The sequence below is a fragment of the Geomobilimonas luticola genome (assembly GCF_018476905.1).
Lineage (GTDB): Bacteria > Desulfobacterota > Desulfuromonadia > Geobacterales > Geobacteraceae > Geomobilimonas > Geomobilimonas luticola.
Window position 1 is genome coordinate 129,887 of sequence record NZ_JAHCVK010000005.1, and the last position, 13,556, is coordinate 143,442.

At 59.8% G+C, this 13,556-nt stretch carries 14 protein-coding genes; all 14 read left to right on the forward strand.

The genetic code is table 11. From position 1 onward, the window contains the following. Positions 1–31 precede the first annotated feature (31 nt). The 14 genes from KI810_RS12170 (at position 32) to KI810_RS12235 (ending at position 13,537) form a co-directional block, all read left to right on the forward strand. Positions 32–412, forward strand: coding sequence for a hypothetical protein (locus KI810_RS12170; RefSeq protein WP_214175820.1), 381 nt, complete (start codon positions 32–34; stop codon positions 410–412). A gap of 44 nt (positions 413–456) precedes the next feature. Next, the gene (locus tag KI810_RS12175) at positions 457–1,632 is read left to right on the forward strand and encodes a cytochrome c biogenesis ResB family protein (RefSeq protein WP_214175821.1); all 1,176 of its coding nucleotides are present in this window, start codon (positions 457–459) and stop codon (positions 1,630–1,632) included. A 63-nt stretch (positions 1,633–1,695) separates the two neighbouring features. Further along, a complete protein-coding gene (gene ccsA, locus KI810_RS12180) occupies positions 1,696–2,532 on the forward strand; it encodes a cytochrome c biogenesis protein CcsA (RefSeq protein ID WP_214175822.1) in 837 nt (278 codons plus the stop codon). A 65-nt stretch (positions 2,533–2,597) separates the two neighbouring features. Continuing rightward, positions 2,598–3,947 (forward strand): cytochrome c biogenesis ResB family protein, encoded by a 1,350-nt coding sequence (locus KI810_RS12185; protein ID WP_214175823.1) that lies wholly within the window; start codon positions 2,598–2,600, stop codon positions 3,945–3,947. Positions 3,948–4,000: 53 nt separating this feature from the next. Then, positions 4,001–5,089, forward strand: a complete 1,089-nt coding sequence (locus KI810_RS12190) for a WG repeat-containing protein (protein ID WP_214175824.1) — start codon at positions 4,001–4,003, stop codon at positions 5,087–5,089. 2 nt (positions 5,090–5,091) lie between these two features. Beyond that, positions 5,092–5,508, forward strand: a complete 417-nt coding sequence (locus tag KI810_RS12195) for a hypothetical protein (protein WP_214175825.1) — start codon at positions 5,092–5,094, stop codon at positions 5,506–5,508. 50 nt (positions 5,509–5,558) lie between these two features. Continuing rightward, positions 5,559–6,788: an ABC transporter permease gene (locus tag KI810_RS12200; RefSeq protein WP_214175826.1), complete on the forward strand. Its 1,230-nt coding sequence runs from the start codon at positions 5,559–5,561 to the stop codon at positions 6,786–6,788. 1 nt (position 6,789) lies between these two features. Continuing rightward, positions 6,790–7,950 (forward strand): ABC transporter permease, encoded by a 1,161-nt coding sequence (locus KI810_RS12205; protein WP_214175827.1) that lies wholly within the window; start codon positions 6,790–6,792, stop codon positions 7,948–7,950. A gap of 40 nt (positions 7,951–7,990) precedes the next feature. Continuing rightward, complete coding sequence (locus KI810_RS12210) at positions 7,991–8,413, forward strand: DUF4418 family protein (protein WP_214175828.1); 423 nt, start codon at positions 7,991–7,993, stop codon at positions 8,411–8,413. Then, complete coding sequence (locus KI810_RS12215) at positions 8,410–9,615, forward strand: FtsX-like permease family protein (RefSeq protein WP_214175829.1); 1,206 nt, start codon at positions 8,410–8,412, stop codon at positions 9,613–9,615. The genes KI810_RS12210 and KI810_RS12215 overlap by 4 nt, the downstream gene beginning before the upstream one ends. Next, complete coding sequence (locus KI810_RS12220; RefSeq protein WP_214175830.1) at positions 9,615–10,286, forward strand: ABC transporter ATP-binding protein; 672 nt, start codon at positions 9,615–9,617, stop codon at positions 10,284–10,286. The genes KI810_RS12215 and KI810_RS12220 overlap by 1 nt, the downstream gene beginning before the upstream one ends. After that, positions 10,267–10,941, forward strand: coding sequence for an ABC transporter ATP-binding protein (locus tag KI810_RS12225; protein ID WP_214175831.1), 675 nt, complete (start codon positions 10,267–10,269; stop codon positions 10,939–10,941). The genes KI810_RS12220 and KI810_RS12225 overlap by 20 nt, the downstream gene beginning before the upstream one ends. After that, positions 10,941–12,278 (forward strand): DUF2318 domain-containing protein, encoded by a 1,338-nt coding sequence (locus tag KI810_RS12230; protein ID WP_214175832.1) that lies wholly within the window; start codon positions 10,941–10,943, stop codon positions 12,276–12,278. Before KI810_RS12225 ends, KI810_RS12230 begins: the two co-directional genes overlap by 1 nt. Continuing rightward, positions 12,275–13,537 (forward strand): hypothetical protein, encoded by a 1,263-nt coding sequence (locus KI810_RS12235; protein WP_214175833.1) that lies wholly within the window; start codon positions 12,275–12,277, stop codon positions 13,535–13,537. The genes KI810_RS12230 and KI810_RS12235 overlap by 4 nt, the downstream gene beginning before the upstream one ends. The last annotated feature ends 19 nt before the right edge of the window (positions 13,538–13,556 follow it).

Here is a 13,556-nt window from a genome sequence, read left to right on the forward strand (position 1 = left end):
GGGAGCCCCTCAGCAAAAGGCTGCCGCGCCCGTGCCGTCCAAAGACAAGGGGACCGTGCCGACAGTATCCCCCAAGGATGAAATTGCGGCGGAAAACGCTGCTGTCCACGTTCTTGCCCAGATGGAAGCGGGTGATTTTTCCGGTATCTACAAGGGAGCTTCGGCAGGCTTCAAGCAAATCGGCAGTGAAAGCCAATTTGTCTCCAAGTTTCAACAGACCCGCCTGCGGGTCGGGGTACTGAAAAATCCCCGGAAAGTCAGCACTGCCGTACGCCCTGACAAGAGTATCGTGCTCGTTTACCGTGTGGAGAACGAACGCTACAACACCGACATGCGCCTGACGTTTTCCCGTGCAGAAGACGGAAAACTGGAACTGGCCGGTCTGAACCAGCATGATGAACCTAAAAAGTAGCAACCATCCCTATCCCTTTTTCCAGTGAGGAAGCACTTTACCCTATGAGCGCCGTAGCGACGTTTTCTCGATTGTTGTTGGTTTCACCATGGTCCTTGCTTGTTTTTCTCATCATCCCGCTCCTGGTTGTCCTGAGCGTAGCGTTCCATGTTCAGCTCCCCTTTGCAGGGGATGCCCGGCTGCTTCTCATAAACAATGTCTGCTTTGCGCTGGTCGTAGCCGGTCGCCTGCTGCGTTACCTTGCTTTCATGCGAAAGCCTGTCCGTTACGGGACCGCTTGGTGGTGGCCGCGCCGCAACCTGGTGCTTGCCGCTTCTGCAGACGAGGTGCGAACAACGCTGGGAAGGGAGGGGTACGCTTTTACCGCCGACGGCCGCTACGGCGAGAAGCGGGATAGCGGTTACCTCGGTACGACGGTGATGTACGCGGGACTGCTTATCCTGTTGACAGTCGGCTGCTGGGACAATCTCACCCAGTTCTCCGGCGTGCTGCTGGACGGGATGGGGCCGGCAACCAGCCTGAACAAGCTCGAGTCATACCGTCTCGTCAACAAAGGCCCTTTCGCGTCACTTCCGGCGTCTCTGCCGCGGATGCAGATCATCAACCAGTACCTTCTGGACGACACCTACCCCATGGGGGCGACTGAGGTTGCTTTCATTTCACCGGACGGCAAGAGCGAGAAGCTGCTCCTGAAACCGAGAGATCCGGTAAGCATCGGCGCCTATGACGTTTATATGGCGAAGCTCGTCTTCGAACCCCAGATCGTCATCAAGAACAGGGACTCCGCGACGCTGTTCGACGCCTTTGTCACGTTGCACCCTCTGGTGCAGAAGCGCGGCGTGTACAGTTTTTACGGCCTGTTCCAGGGGAACAGTGTTGGCGGGGGGGTATATTTCCAGCCGGAAAAAAACACCCTGAAGGTTGTTATCAGCCAGGGCGACAAAAAAGTCGTTACCGACATGGTGTTCCAGGCTGACCAGCAGGTAGTCCAGGGGGACTACATTCTTTCCTGTGCCAAAATGGGTCAATGGTCCGAGATCCATGTCGTCCACAGAAGGCACAAGGGGATGTTGATTATAGGTGGAGTTCTGGCGGTCGTCGGCCTGTTGCTGAGGCTTGCAATCCGTCCGCAGCGGGTCTGGCTGGAAGAAGCGCCAGAAGGGTGCTCCATCTGGGCGTCAGGTACGGAAACGATGAACGCCCTGAAGACTAAGGACTGAAGACTAAACTCAAAAGGCTGAGATCCTGCGTTCAGCCTTGTGCACCACCCTAAGGAGTAGAAAATGGCATTCTGGGAAATGGTTTTTTATCTGGTATCGATGGTTGCCTACGCTCTTGCCGGCGGAGGCTTCATTTACTCCTTCGTCTTCAAGAACCCGCGGGTGGTTTCGAAGCTGACGGCGCTGGTCGCCTTTGGATTCCTGGCCCAGACCATAGCAATCGTCGCCAGATTCAACGCGACAGGGCATCTTCCCTGGTCCGGCCATTATGAATATACCCTGATGGGGGGCTGGTTCATTATTGCCGGGACCCTTTTCGTCGGCTGGCAGAACAAGCAACTGCAGGGGTTGGCGGCCGGCACCGTGCCGCTTGTGCTTATAATGCTCGGCTACGGTTATATGCAGAACCCGGGGCTGACCCCCATGGCTGCGAGCCTGAAAACCGTCTGGCTGTACATCCATGTCTATTTTGCCTGGCTTTCCTTTGGTGCCTACTCTCTGGCGATGGCAGCGGGGGTTCTTTTCCTGCTGAAACAGAAGAGTGAAGCGCAGGAGGTGCCGAACCCGGCATATGATCGCTTTCCCTCCCTGGGGCGTCTCGACGAGCTGATTTTCCGGTATGTTGTATTCGGCTTCATCACGGATACCATCATGATCTCGGCCGGTGCCATCTGGGCGAAAGACCTCTGGGGGAGCTACTGGGCCTGGGATCCCGTCGAAACCTGGTCCCTCATTTCATGGCTTACCTACGGCATTACCATTCATCTGCGGGTTACCTTCGGCTGGAGGGAAAAGCGCCTTGCCTGGCTGGCGGTTGCCGCCCTGAGCACGGTCATTATCTGTTTCTTCGGGGTCAACCTCGTTGTCAATACCAGTCTGCATGTATTCCAGGTAAGGTAGGGTGGTGTGAAGAAGGTCGGGGTTTGTTCGAGCCTTTTTGCCTTCCGATGCCAGTCCGAATAACTATGTTCAATAACCTACGCAAATATCTCAGTTCTCTCCGCTTTACCATTCTGCTCATCAGCCTGCTCGCACTGATTTTTGCGATCGGCCTCTGGGTGCCGCAGAAGAGACTGCTGAAGGCTATTTACCTTGAGTGGCAACGAAATTCCCCTACACTCGTGGCGTTCCTCGATGCACTCGGGTTGACCACCATCTACACCTCTCCGATTACCATAACGTTGTGGCTGCTGTTTTTTCTCAATCTGTCGCTGGTGCTGTGGCAGCGGTGGCCCATCGTCAAAAACCGTATAACGATATCCGATGCGAAGATCGCCGATCCGGTGACTGCGGGAGGATACCCGTTCCGGAGATCGTACCCCCTGCCGGGCGACCTTGACGGAGACAGGGTTGTCGGGCTGCTCCGGAAAAACCGCTACACCGTGCTGGGCGACGCAGCCGGATTTTACGGCGTCAAGAACCGTCTGGCGCCAATCGCCTTCATGCTCTTTCATCTCAGTTTCTTTCTGGTCCTGCTTGGCGGGCTGATCAGCGTGTATACCGAGTTTGTCGGCTATGTCGATCTTGCCCAGGGAGAATCGTTCCAGGGGGAACTTAACCGCTACAATGCCTCGCCGCAGCCGAAACTGCCGAAAATCGGCTCTCCGCCCAGCGTTTCGTTCTCGGTAAAGAGCATAGTCCCGCGGGTTGTCCAGAACACGCCTACCGGCATCAGTGTGCTGCTGGTGGACGACCGCGGCACCACCCACGAGGTCGACATCAACAGGCCCTACTCGACGGGGCATTCGTCGTTCGTCTTCAATCACCTCGGCGTGGCACCGCTGCTTGTGCTGAAGGACGCCACCGGTAAGGAGATCCAGGGTTCCTATGTGAAGCTCGATGTCCTGAAGATGAAACCGGACCGGTTTGCCCTCGGCCCGTTTACCTACACGGCGACCTTTTACCCTGATTTTGTCATGGACGAAGGGAAGCGGGCCACCCGCTCCATGGAATTCAACAATCCGATGTTCTTCATTGCCGTGGAACGGGATGGGAAGAAGGTCGCCGAGGGACTTGTACCGAAAGGGGGAGTCCTGGAGTTTGCCGGCTACCGCCTTGAACTGCTGGATATGCCTTTCTGGGCTCGCTTCTACGTCGTCAAGCAGCGCGGACTCTCGATCTTGTATGCCGGCTTTGCCATTGCGACACTCGGCGTGATCTGGCGACTGCTCTTCTACCGGCGAGAGATCCTCGGCGCCGTGCGGGAACAGGATGGCGTACGCTGTCTGGTAGTGGCGGGACGTTCCGAGTACTACAAAAGCCTTGCGGAAGACGAGTTTGCCAAGCTGTTCGGCGACATTTCGGGGAAAGCCTGAGAGTTGCCGGTTTCATTCATTGATAGGCTGTCATACATGACATGGAGAAAGAAATGAAACGTGTACTGATGCTCTCCCTTGCGCTGCTGGCGCTCTGCACCGCCTGCCAGCGGGAAGAAAAAAAGGTCGCCCTGGATAACTCGCTGCGCCTTCTGGTGAAGTTCAACGGCAAATACGGCTACTGCGACCGCGGAGGGACGACAGTCATCCCTCCCCAGTTCGACTCGGCCTCCCTCTTTTCCGAGGGACTCGCTGCGGTCTATGTCGACGGCAAGCACGGCTTCATCGATACCAACGGGACGATGGTCATCCCCCCCAGCTTCGATAAGGCATCACTGTTCCTGAATGGCAGGGCATCGGTACAGAAGGGGGATAAGTGGGGCTATATCGACCAGACCGGCAAGGCGGCCACCGATATCAAATATCTCTCGACTTTTGCCTTCACCGAAGGGTTGTCCGCAACGTTTGTAGCCGAGGGGAACGTCGCCAAAGCCGGCTACATCGATGACAGGGGCAAATTTGTCATCAAGCCCCAGTATGATGACGCCGCTCCGTTTTCCGAAGGTCTTGCCGCCGTAAAAATCGGCACCAAGCATGGCTATATCGACAAGACCGGGAAAATGGTGATTCCGGAGCAGTTCTTCCAGGCCGCCATGTTTCGTGATGGCCTCGCCATGGTCAAGATCAACGGCAAGTTCGGACTGGTGGGATTTATCGACCATGGCGGCAGCATGGTTATCCCCGCACAATACAGTGAAGCGACCAATTTTAACGATGGGGTTGCTGCGGTAAAAATGAAAGATAAAGAGGCCTGGCAATTAATAGACAAAACCGGAAAACCGATAATCGACCAGGAATTTTCTTCCCCGACCGTATTCACCGAAGGACTGGCTCCGATAATGACAAAGGGGAAGGTCGGCTATATGGACAAGCAGGGCAAGATGGTGATCAAGCCCCAGTTCGATGCCGGTTCCATATTTGTCGGTGGAATCGCCCCGGTCAAGGTGGGTGAGAAGTGCGGCTACATCGACAAAAACGGAAAAATGGTGATAGAAGCGCGCTTCGAGTGGGACCAGCGCTCAATCGACCAGTACACGCACTATTACACCCATTTTGTCGCGGATGCACCCCAGGATAAATAGCCATGCAGATCAGCCCTGAACTCGGCGTAGCCATCATGATGAACAACTATTTCCACGACATGGCCACCGGCCTGTTGGTGGGGAGCGGCTTCGCCCTGCACGCGATCATCCGTATCCAGGCGTCCATGAATACCCCCGAGGCGACGCTCTTCTTCCTGAAGACCAACCGCCAGATGGTCAAGCTGTTCAAGTTCGCTCTCTGGTGGGTGGTGCTGGGAGGGGTTCCCCGCACCATTTTCTACACCAGCTTCGAATGGGCCAACGCCGCCGACAAACTGCAGATTCCGGCCCTGGCGGTAAAGCATGTCATGATGTTCACCGCGGTGGTCTGGGGGATCATCGCCTGGCGGCGGATGCAAAAAAAGGTTGAGCTGCTGAAGGCATCGCTGCCGCCGGAAATGCGGGCAAAAATTGCGTAGCACCTGATCTTCATCCCACGGAGATGGCTTAGCGTAGGAGAAAACCCTCAGTGCTCTTCCGTATCCTCAAAAATTCCTTCCTCAAACGTCCCAAAGCGGTGTTCCTGGTTTTTCTCTCCATTGCCATGGGGGCTGCCGTGGCCACCGCTTTCCTCGGTATTGCCGGGGAGGTCTCCCACAAGATGGCCCTGGAGCTGCGCAGCTATGGCGCCAACATCCTTCTGGAACCGTCCGCTGTCGAGGGGGGCGGTTTTTTGCGCGAGGAAGACCTGCCGAACATCAAGACGGTCTTCTGGAAATACAATATCACCGGGTTTACCCCCTACCTGTTTGGCGTCGCCGAATTTTCGGCAGGAGGGAAAAAGGAGCGAGGGGTCGTTTCCGGGACATGGTTCTCCAAGCAGCTGGACGTGCCGGGGGAGGACCCTTCCGTTCAGGGGATAAAGGGGATCGCACCCTGGTGGGAGGTGCAAGGGCGATGGCCGGAAGATGCTGCTGAAGCCATGATCGGGGCTGCACTGGCCAAACGCCTGCACGTCGTTCCCGGCGGTGAGGTGACGACGACGGTGCGGGGGCGCGCCCAGCAGTTCAGGATTGTGGGTGTCGTCACGACCGGTGGCTATGAGGAGGAGCAGTTGTTCGCTCCCCTGGTTACGGTCCAGTCGCTTTTGCAGCAGCAGGGCAAGGTCTCGCGGGTTCTGGTGAGCGCCCTGACGGTGCCGATGGACGATTTCGGCAAGAAAGATCCGGCCACCATGTCGAAGGATGAATACGAGAAGTGGTACTGTACGGCGTACGTGACCTCCGTGGCCAAGAATGTGGAAGAGGTCATGGCAGGCAGCCGTGCCAAGCCGATCTGGCAGATTGCCAGCGCCGAGGGTGCTCTTCTTAAGAAGCTGAACAGCGTGATGCTCCTCCTCACCGTGCTGGCGCTGGGAGCTTCGGCCACGGCGGTATCCACCAGCCTTATGGCCTCCATGGCGGAGCGGAGCCCCGAAATTGCCCTGATGAAGGCGGTCGGTGCCGACCGGTTCCAGATCAGCGCCATTTTTGTCGGGGAGACCCTGATCATTTCAGTGGCAGGCGGAGTGGTCGGCTATCTGCTCGGTGACCAGCTTGCCGAGATCATCAGCCGAACGGTATTCAACTCCACGATATCGTCACCCCTCTGGCTATTCCCCACTGCCATCATCTCGGCCTTTGCCGTCGCCATAGCCGGCAGTGTCGCGCCCCTTCGCCGGGCGCTCCTGATCGAGCCGGTACGGGTTCTGAAAGGATAACATGCAGAGGCGTCGCTGGCTGCTCCAACTCGTTTTTCGGGCACTTGCCCATCGCAAGGGGCGTACCGCGCTTCTGCTGGCGGTGCTGGCCATGGCGTCGAGCCTGGCCACGGCCCTTGGCATTGTTTCGTATTCCATGGAGAAACGGGTGGCGGAAGAGGTCCGCAAATACGGGGCGAACCTGATCGTCACTCCCGAGTCGGCCCGTCTTGACGTGGGGAGCGGGGGGCTCAATTTCGGCGTTGTCAGCGAACCCGCCTACCTGCAGCAGCGTCAGATGGAGGACGCCCTCGCGAAAAGCGGCCTGAAGGCGGAGCGCTCCTTCCATCTGCGAGGCGTCCTGCACGGGAAAGATGCCGATCTCATGGTGGAGGGGGTGAACTTTGCCGACATTCGCCGTCTTTTCCCCTGGTGGCAGCTGAAGGGCGCCTGGCCGGCGGCCGGGGAGATGGTGGTCGGTAGTGATCTGGCAACCCGCCTGAAGCTCAAAACGGGAGATGTGATGGAACTTGCCGGGAAGGCTCAGACCGTGAAGCTGCGCATCGCGGGCATTGTTTCTTCCGGCGGCGAAGAGGACGGCCTGCTGTTCATGGCGTTGCCCGAACTCCAGCAGGCACTCGGCCTGGACGGCCAACTCACGCTGGTTCGACTCATGGTGACCGCCGGCGACGACCGTCTCAAAAAGAGCGCAGCCGCCCTGCAGCAGCTGCTGCCGTCGGCAAAGGTCAACGAGGTGCGCCAGACCGCCCGGACTTCCGAGGGGCTGCTCGCCAAGGTAAAACTGCTGATGTTCATGGTGACGGCGGTGGTGCTGGTCTCTGCCGGAAGCAGCGTGGCAGGTACCATGAGTACGACGGTGCTGGAGAGGGGCAAGGAAATAGGTCTCATGAAAGCGATGGGGGGGACCCGCTGGGAGGTCATGCTGCTCTTTTGCGGGGAGGCTGCGATGCTGGGCATTCTGGGGGGGGGCGCGGGCTACCTGTTCGGCAGCGCCATCGCCCAATTCATTACCCGGACCGTCTTCTCTGCCTCAGCCGAGTTTCTCCCCCTGTTTGCCGGCGTATCTCTGGGAGTGAGCCTCTTTCTGGCTCTGCTCGGGAGCGTCGGGCCGATGATAGCGGTGTTCAGGCTCGATCCGGTCAGGAGTCTGCGCGGAGAGTAGGTGGTCCGCCTTCAAGCATAGCACGGGAGTCGATAAGCAGATGACCGAAAGCAGACGGAAATACTTTGCAGTGCCCCTGCTCCTCGCCGTCACCGGCGGGCTTCTTGTCGCCATTCCCCGGTGGCTTTTCCCCACCTGCGGTTTTGCTCACCAGTCGATGGCGGGTGCGATGATGCGCTGCGACACCACCGGCAGCATCACGCTGTTTCTCGGCGTGGCGACCCTGGTTGCCGCCCTGGCTCTGTATCTGCTTTCTTCCGGCCCTGCCAGGAGCGGAGTGCTGTTTGCCGCCGTTGCGGCTGGATGCGTGCTCTTTCCCCTGTATCTCGTCTGGCCGGGCGTCTGCATGGCGGCCACCATGCCGTGCCGCATGGGCACCCTCCCGGCGGTCCTGCTGACTGGAGGGGTGCAGGTGCTGGTGGCGGTTACCTCACTGGTAAGATCAAGGAGCAGAAGAGCGTGAGCGAACGGTTCGGCCTTGCCGGCCTGGCAGTGCGCATGACCGTCAGGGCTCCCCTGAAGCTCTTCTCCATGGGGTTCCTGCTGGCTCTGGTTTCCTTTCTCCTGGCCGGTGTCGTGCTGGTGCGAAGCGGTGTCGAGGAAGCGACCGCACGGGGGGCGAAACGCCTGGGGGCAGATCTGATGGTGGTGCCGCAGGGTGCGGAGGTTCCCCTTGGTGCGGGGCTTTTCGGCGGGGTCCCGGTACGGTTTTCCCTTCCTGAAGGGATTGACCGGCGTATTGCCGTCATGCCGGGAGTGCTGGTTGCCGCACCGCAATATTTCCTCTCGTCGGCGCCGGCTTCCTGCTGTGAAACAGGGAATCTCCTCCTGGTCGGCTTCGATCCGTCCCGCGACGTTACCGTCCTCCCCTGGCTGAGTCCGCATGTCCGGTTAAAGATGGAAACGGGGTCGATTCTGGTCGGCGGTTCGGTCATGAAGGGGACGGGCGCGGCCTTGCGCTTCTACAACCATCCCTTCACCGTTGCTGCCCGCCTGGAAAAGACCGGCATGGGCTATTTCGATAATGCCGTTTTTATCCCGCTGGATGGCGTGTCGGCCATGGAACGCTCTTCCGGGAGCGCCGGCGGGGTTTCGCTCCGGGTGCCATGGGGACGTCCTTCGATTCTGCTGGTCCGGCTCGCCCCCTCGATCGTTCCGCGGGATATGGCTTCCCTGCTGGAGCGCCGGTATCCCGGCATCAAGGTGCTGACGATCCCCGGGCTTTTCCGGGAGAATCGACTGAGGATGGAAAAGCTCGCCCGGGGGCAGCTGCCGCTTGCCGCCGCGGCCTGGCTCTTCGCCGTGCTTGGCGGTGGTGCACTTCAGTTTCTCTACTGGCGTGAGCGCCGGTCGAGCCTGGGGCTGCTCCAGGCCTTCGGCTGCGGCAAGGGGGTGCTTATGCTCCTGTTCGGCGCTGAAGCGTTCGTTCTTTCCCTTGCCGGGATGGTGGCGGGGAGTGCCGGCGCGTTTTTCGTGCTGCGGCTCTTCGCTTCCTATTTTGCCGTGACCGCCGGCATGCCGCTCCTGCTCGGCGGACTCGACCTGTCCCTTTCGGGGCTCCCCTGGCTCTGGCTGGTTTTCGCGGGAACCATGGCGGTGGAGGCGGTCATCATCATGTTTCTCATGCTGCGCCGCGAGCCGGCTGACCTGCTGCGGGGCGCCTGATGCGAGTGGAACTGCAGCAAATCCGCAAATCCTACCCGTTGCCGGGGGGCGACGGGACCGTTGCGGCCCTGGACGGCGTCGACCTGGTTATCGAGAGCGGTACGCTCTGCATTCTCAAGGGGCCATCGGGGAGCGGCAAGACGACCCTCCTGAGCGTGATCAGCGGGCTTTCCCGGCCCACGTCGGGGAGTGTCCTCCTGGATGGCACGGTGGTGCGCAACCCTCTTGACCGGCAGCGGGGAATGGTCGCCCATGGTTTCCAGGAAGCGGTCTTCATCCCCGAGTTGACGGTAGTGGAGAACCTTCTCCTGCCGGCTCTCCGCTGCGGGGACCGCCTTGCTGTCGACCGGGGCGAGCGGCTCCTCGAAGCATTCGGGCTCGGGGAGATGTTCGATGTGCCTCCCGCAGCCCTGTCCGGGGGAGAAAAAAGGCGCCTGAACCTGGCGAGGTCGCTCTTCCTCCCCCCCCGCCTGCTGCTCATCGACGAGCCGGCAGCGTACCTGGACGATGGGTGGCAGGTGAAAGCGATGGAAATGATTATCCGGGAAGTCCGCGATGCGCGGGCCACCCTGGTGATGGCGACCCACACCCCTCTGCCGGGGGATGAGGGGTTTCGACATATCCTGATGCACAAAGGAAAGGTCATTGACGATGGCACCAGCGATTATTGAAACGGGGGGACTCTCCAAAAGCTATGGAGACATCTGTGCCCTGAAGCCGCTTGACCTGCAGGTTCCAGAGGGTGAATGGCTCTCCGTCATGGGACATTCCGGTTCCGGTAAAAGTACCCTCATGAACCTGGTGGGGGGGCTCGATCGGCCGAGTGCCGGTTCCTTGAGGGTTGGCGGGGAAGATCTGCTGATGCTGTCCGAAGACGGTCTGGCCAGGTTCCGCAGGGAATTCGTCGGCATAATATTTCAGCAGCACCATCTGGTTCCCTACCTGACGGCGGTCGAAAATGTCATGCTGGCGCAGTACTTTCACAGCGTGCCCGATGAGGCCGAGGCCAGATCGGCCCTGGAGCGGGTCGGCCTGGGCCATCGCCTGAAGAACCGGCCGGGTGAGCTGTCGGGGGGGGAGCAGCAGCGGGTCTGCATCGCCCGGGCAATCATCAACAGTCCGAAGCTGCTGCTGGGGGACGAGCCGACCGGCAACCTGGACCACAAGAGCACGGTGATGGTAATGGAGCTGCTCAGGGAACTGCGGGCAGAGGAGCGTTTCACCGTCATCATGGTGACGCACAACCAGGAAGTAGCCACCTGGGGAGACCGGACAATCTACCTCGATGACGGGGTGCTGGTGCGGGAAGAGCGGACGAGGTCCTGATGGCCGCCGTGAAACTCATTCCCCAGCTTCTCTCCTGGGCCGTGATTGTTCTGGTCCTGTTGCGAGGGTTTCCCGCGCGGAGACCGATCGTGACGGCGGCATGCCTGTCCGGTTTTCTGGTCGGGGTGGCCGGAGCTGTTGTCCTGTTCCGTTCATTTCCCGAGACAATTCCCTTCGGAGTCGTCAAGTCGGCACTGGGAACGGGGTTTCTCCTGTTCTGGGGCATTTCCGTCGTTGCCCTCTACCGCAGCACCGGCCGGCGCGTGGCGACCTCCGGGGGAGCGCGGTTTGTCACCACGTCGAGCGGTGCCGGAGCCGGCGCACTTCTGGCGGGCATCATAGCGGGGGCGGTTTGCGCCTGCCGGCTCCCCGGACCTGACGGCAACCTCCCCGCGCTGCTGACCCTCGTGCTGGGCGCCGGAATTCTGACCCTTTTCGCCCTTGCGGTGGAAAAGATGCTGCCGGCTTCCCTGACGGTGTCGCCGTCAGGCGTGCTGACAGCTGTAGTGGCACTCCTGCTCTTCAGCTCGTCGTCGATTCTCCGCCTCGACCTGTTTTCCCCCTTGAGCATGAAGGTGATGAAGGGGGTGCATGATTTCGTGCATCAATTCATGGAATCGGTTCTGATCCCGGATCACCTCTTCGTCCGTTCCGAAGTCTGGGGATATATCGGCCTCCTGTTCGGCAAGGAGGTCGGTTTCTGGGGGGGGATGGTCATCTGGTTCACGCCGGCGATTCTGATTGCCCTGGCTATCAGCTTCGAGCGGTTGCCGTCGGTGGCCCATATCCGCCAGGGAGCACAGCGTCGCAAACTTGTGGCTGCCGCGATCAAGGCACGGCGCTACCGGCTCGTCATTCCGGTGCTCTCCGTGGCGATCTTCGCTGCCGGGGCTTACCAGAGCCGGTTTCCGAGCGTAGAATACTGGGACCCGAAACCGGTGCCGGTCTCTGCAAACCAGGAGGGAGAGATTTTCATCCCGAAAAAAGGAGAGATCGACCTGGAGGACGGCAAGCTTCATAAATACCTTTTCAAGCAGGGAGGGCAGGAAGCGCGGTTTTTCGTGCTGATGACCCCTGGGGGGCAGTTGACGGTTGTCCTCGATGCCTGCTCCATCTGCAAGCCGGACGGGTACGGGCAGGCAGAGGGGACAGTCATCTGCTATTATTGCGTGACCCTCATCCCCCTGGAAACGGTGGGTAAGCCGGGAGGATGCAACCCCGTCCCGATCCCGTTTGCGGAGCGGGCCGACGGTGTGGCTATCGACGGCAAGACGCTCATCAACAGCTGGAGCTCGACCGTCAGTGCGACGGCGCGGGTAAAGGAGGGGGGCAAATGAATCGTCTGCTCCGCGCCATCCTGGCAGCGGCATCGTCCCGCGCCCTGGCTCCCCTGGTTATCGGGTTTTTCTTTCTCCTCTATATCGGGATTGCCTTCTTTACTGATGAGACCTTGATCACCCTGATGGCCTTCACCCGCAAGAGCCTTGTTCTTGCCGGCATTCTTGCCCTGATCCCGCTGAACAGGGCGCTCCGCGTTCTGCACGAATCGGGCAGGCATCTTGAAATGCGCAGGGCGATGGCCGGCAAAATGACCGAGGTCAGGCGCGACCTGTTCGACGAAGCGGTTGAATTGCCGGTTTCCCCCTCGTTCCCGGAACTGCAGAACCGTCTCGGTGCAGTGGGATATACGACCCGCCACTCGGAAAACGTGCTTACCGCCTGGCGCGGGGTCAGCGTTTTCCCTGCCCGGATACTCTTCCTCGCCGGAACGTTCTTTCTCTTCGCCGGCATCCTCATAAGCATCACCTCACGGACCTCACACCGCCAGATGGTCATCGAGGGGGAACCGCTCCCCATGCCGGGAGGGACCGGAGGCCGGGTGGAACGGATCATCCTGGCGAATTCGTCCGGCCCGATACTGGGCAAGACCCTGACCATGGAAATCGCTCCGTCGAGTTCAGGGGAGGGGAAAAGAACCTTCGGGATATATCCGCCGGCCCTGTACGGGGGATATTTCGTCTATCCCCGCTACCTGGGGCTTGCCCTCTTGCTGCGCTTTTCCGCTCCCGACCTGCCGGCCGGCTACGAGAAGCCCTGCATTCTGAATTGCTACCCCCCGGGAAGGGAGGCCAGCGAAGACATCCCCGGTTCCCCCTATCGAATCGTGTTCAGCATTCCGGAACCGGAAGCCGGGAGTGGCTACATATCCTACATGACGGGCGACGTCACTCTCCAGTTCAAGCTGCTGAAGGGCAAGGACGTTCTCTTTACGGGGAGTGCTCCCGGCGGCGGAGAATTCGTCCGCGACGGTTACCGGCTGGCGTTCCCCGACATACGGCGTCTTGTGGTCACCGATTACATCGGGGATTATGGTGTTCTCTTCATATGGGGGGCGTCTCTGCTCTTTCTCGCCGCAGGTTGTATCTGGCTGCCGATACGGGCGTTCTTCCCCCGCCGGGAAATGCTGTTCAGGTTTGACCAGGGCGTTACGACAGCCTGTTCTTTCGCCGAGGGGGGAGGGAGGAAGCACGTCGGAGTGTTTCACGAAATGCTCGATTTGATTGATGCCCGGAGAGGCGAAACACCGGTCACCTGATGCCGGTGTTTTTTTCGCC

What these genes read in the sequence shown, in the direction of transcription:
- KI810_RS12175 (WP_214175821.1), top strand. Translation starts at nt 457, where the DNA reads ATGAGCGCCGTAGCGACGTTTTCTCGATTGTTGTTGGTTTCACCATGG.
- ccsA (WP_214175822.1), top strand. Translation starts at nt 1,696, where the DNA reads ATGGCATTCTGGGAAATGGTTTTTTATCTGGTATCGATGGTTGCCTAC.
- KI810_RS12185 (WP_214175823.1), top strand. Translation starts at nt 2,598, where the DNA reads ATGTTCAATAACCTACGCAAATATCTCAGTTCTCTCCGCTTTACCATT.
- KI810_RS12190 (WP_214175824.1), top strand. Translation starts at nt 4,001, where the DNA reads ATGAAACGTGTACTGATGCTCTCCCTTGCGCTGCTGGCGCTCTGCACC.
- KI810_RS12195 (WP_214175825.1), top strand. Translation starts at nt 5,092, where the DNA reads ATGCAGATCAGCCCTGAACTCGGCGTAGCCATCATGATGAACAACTAT.
- KI810_RS12205 (WP_214175827.1), top strand. Translation starts at nt 6,790, where the DNA reads ATGCAGAGGCGTCGCTGGCTGCTCCAACTCGTTTTTCGGGCACTTGCC.
- KI810_RS12210 (WP_214175828.1), top strand. Translation starts at nt 7,991, where the DNA reads ATGACCGAAAGCAGACGGAAATACTTTGCAGTGCCCCTGCTCCTCGCC.
- KI810_RS12220 (WP_214175830.1), top strand. Translation starts at nt 9,615, where the DNA reads ATGCGAGTGGAACTGCAGCAAATCCGCAAATCCTACCCGTTGCCGGGG.
- KI810_RS12225 (WP_214175831.1), top strand. Translation starts at nt 10,267, where the DNA reads ATGGCACCAGCGATTATTGAAACGGGGGGACTCTCCAAAAGCTATGGA.
- KI810_RS12230 (WP_214175832.1), top strand. Translation starts at nt 10,941, where the DNA reads ATGGCCGCCGTGAAACTCATTCCCCAGCTTCTCTCCTGGGCCGTGATT.
- KI810_RS12235 (WP_214175833.1), top strand. Translation starts at nt 12,275, where the DNA reads ATGAATCGTCTGCTCCGCGCCATCCTGGCAGCGGCATCGTCCCGCGCC.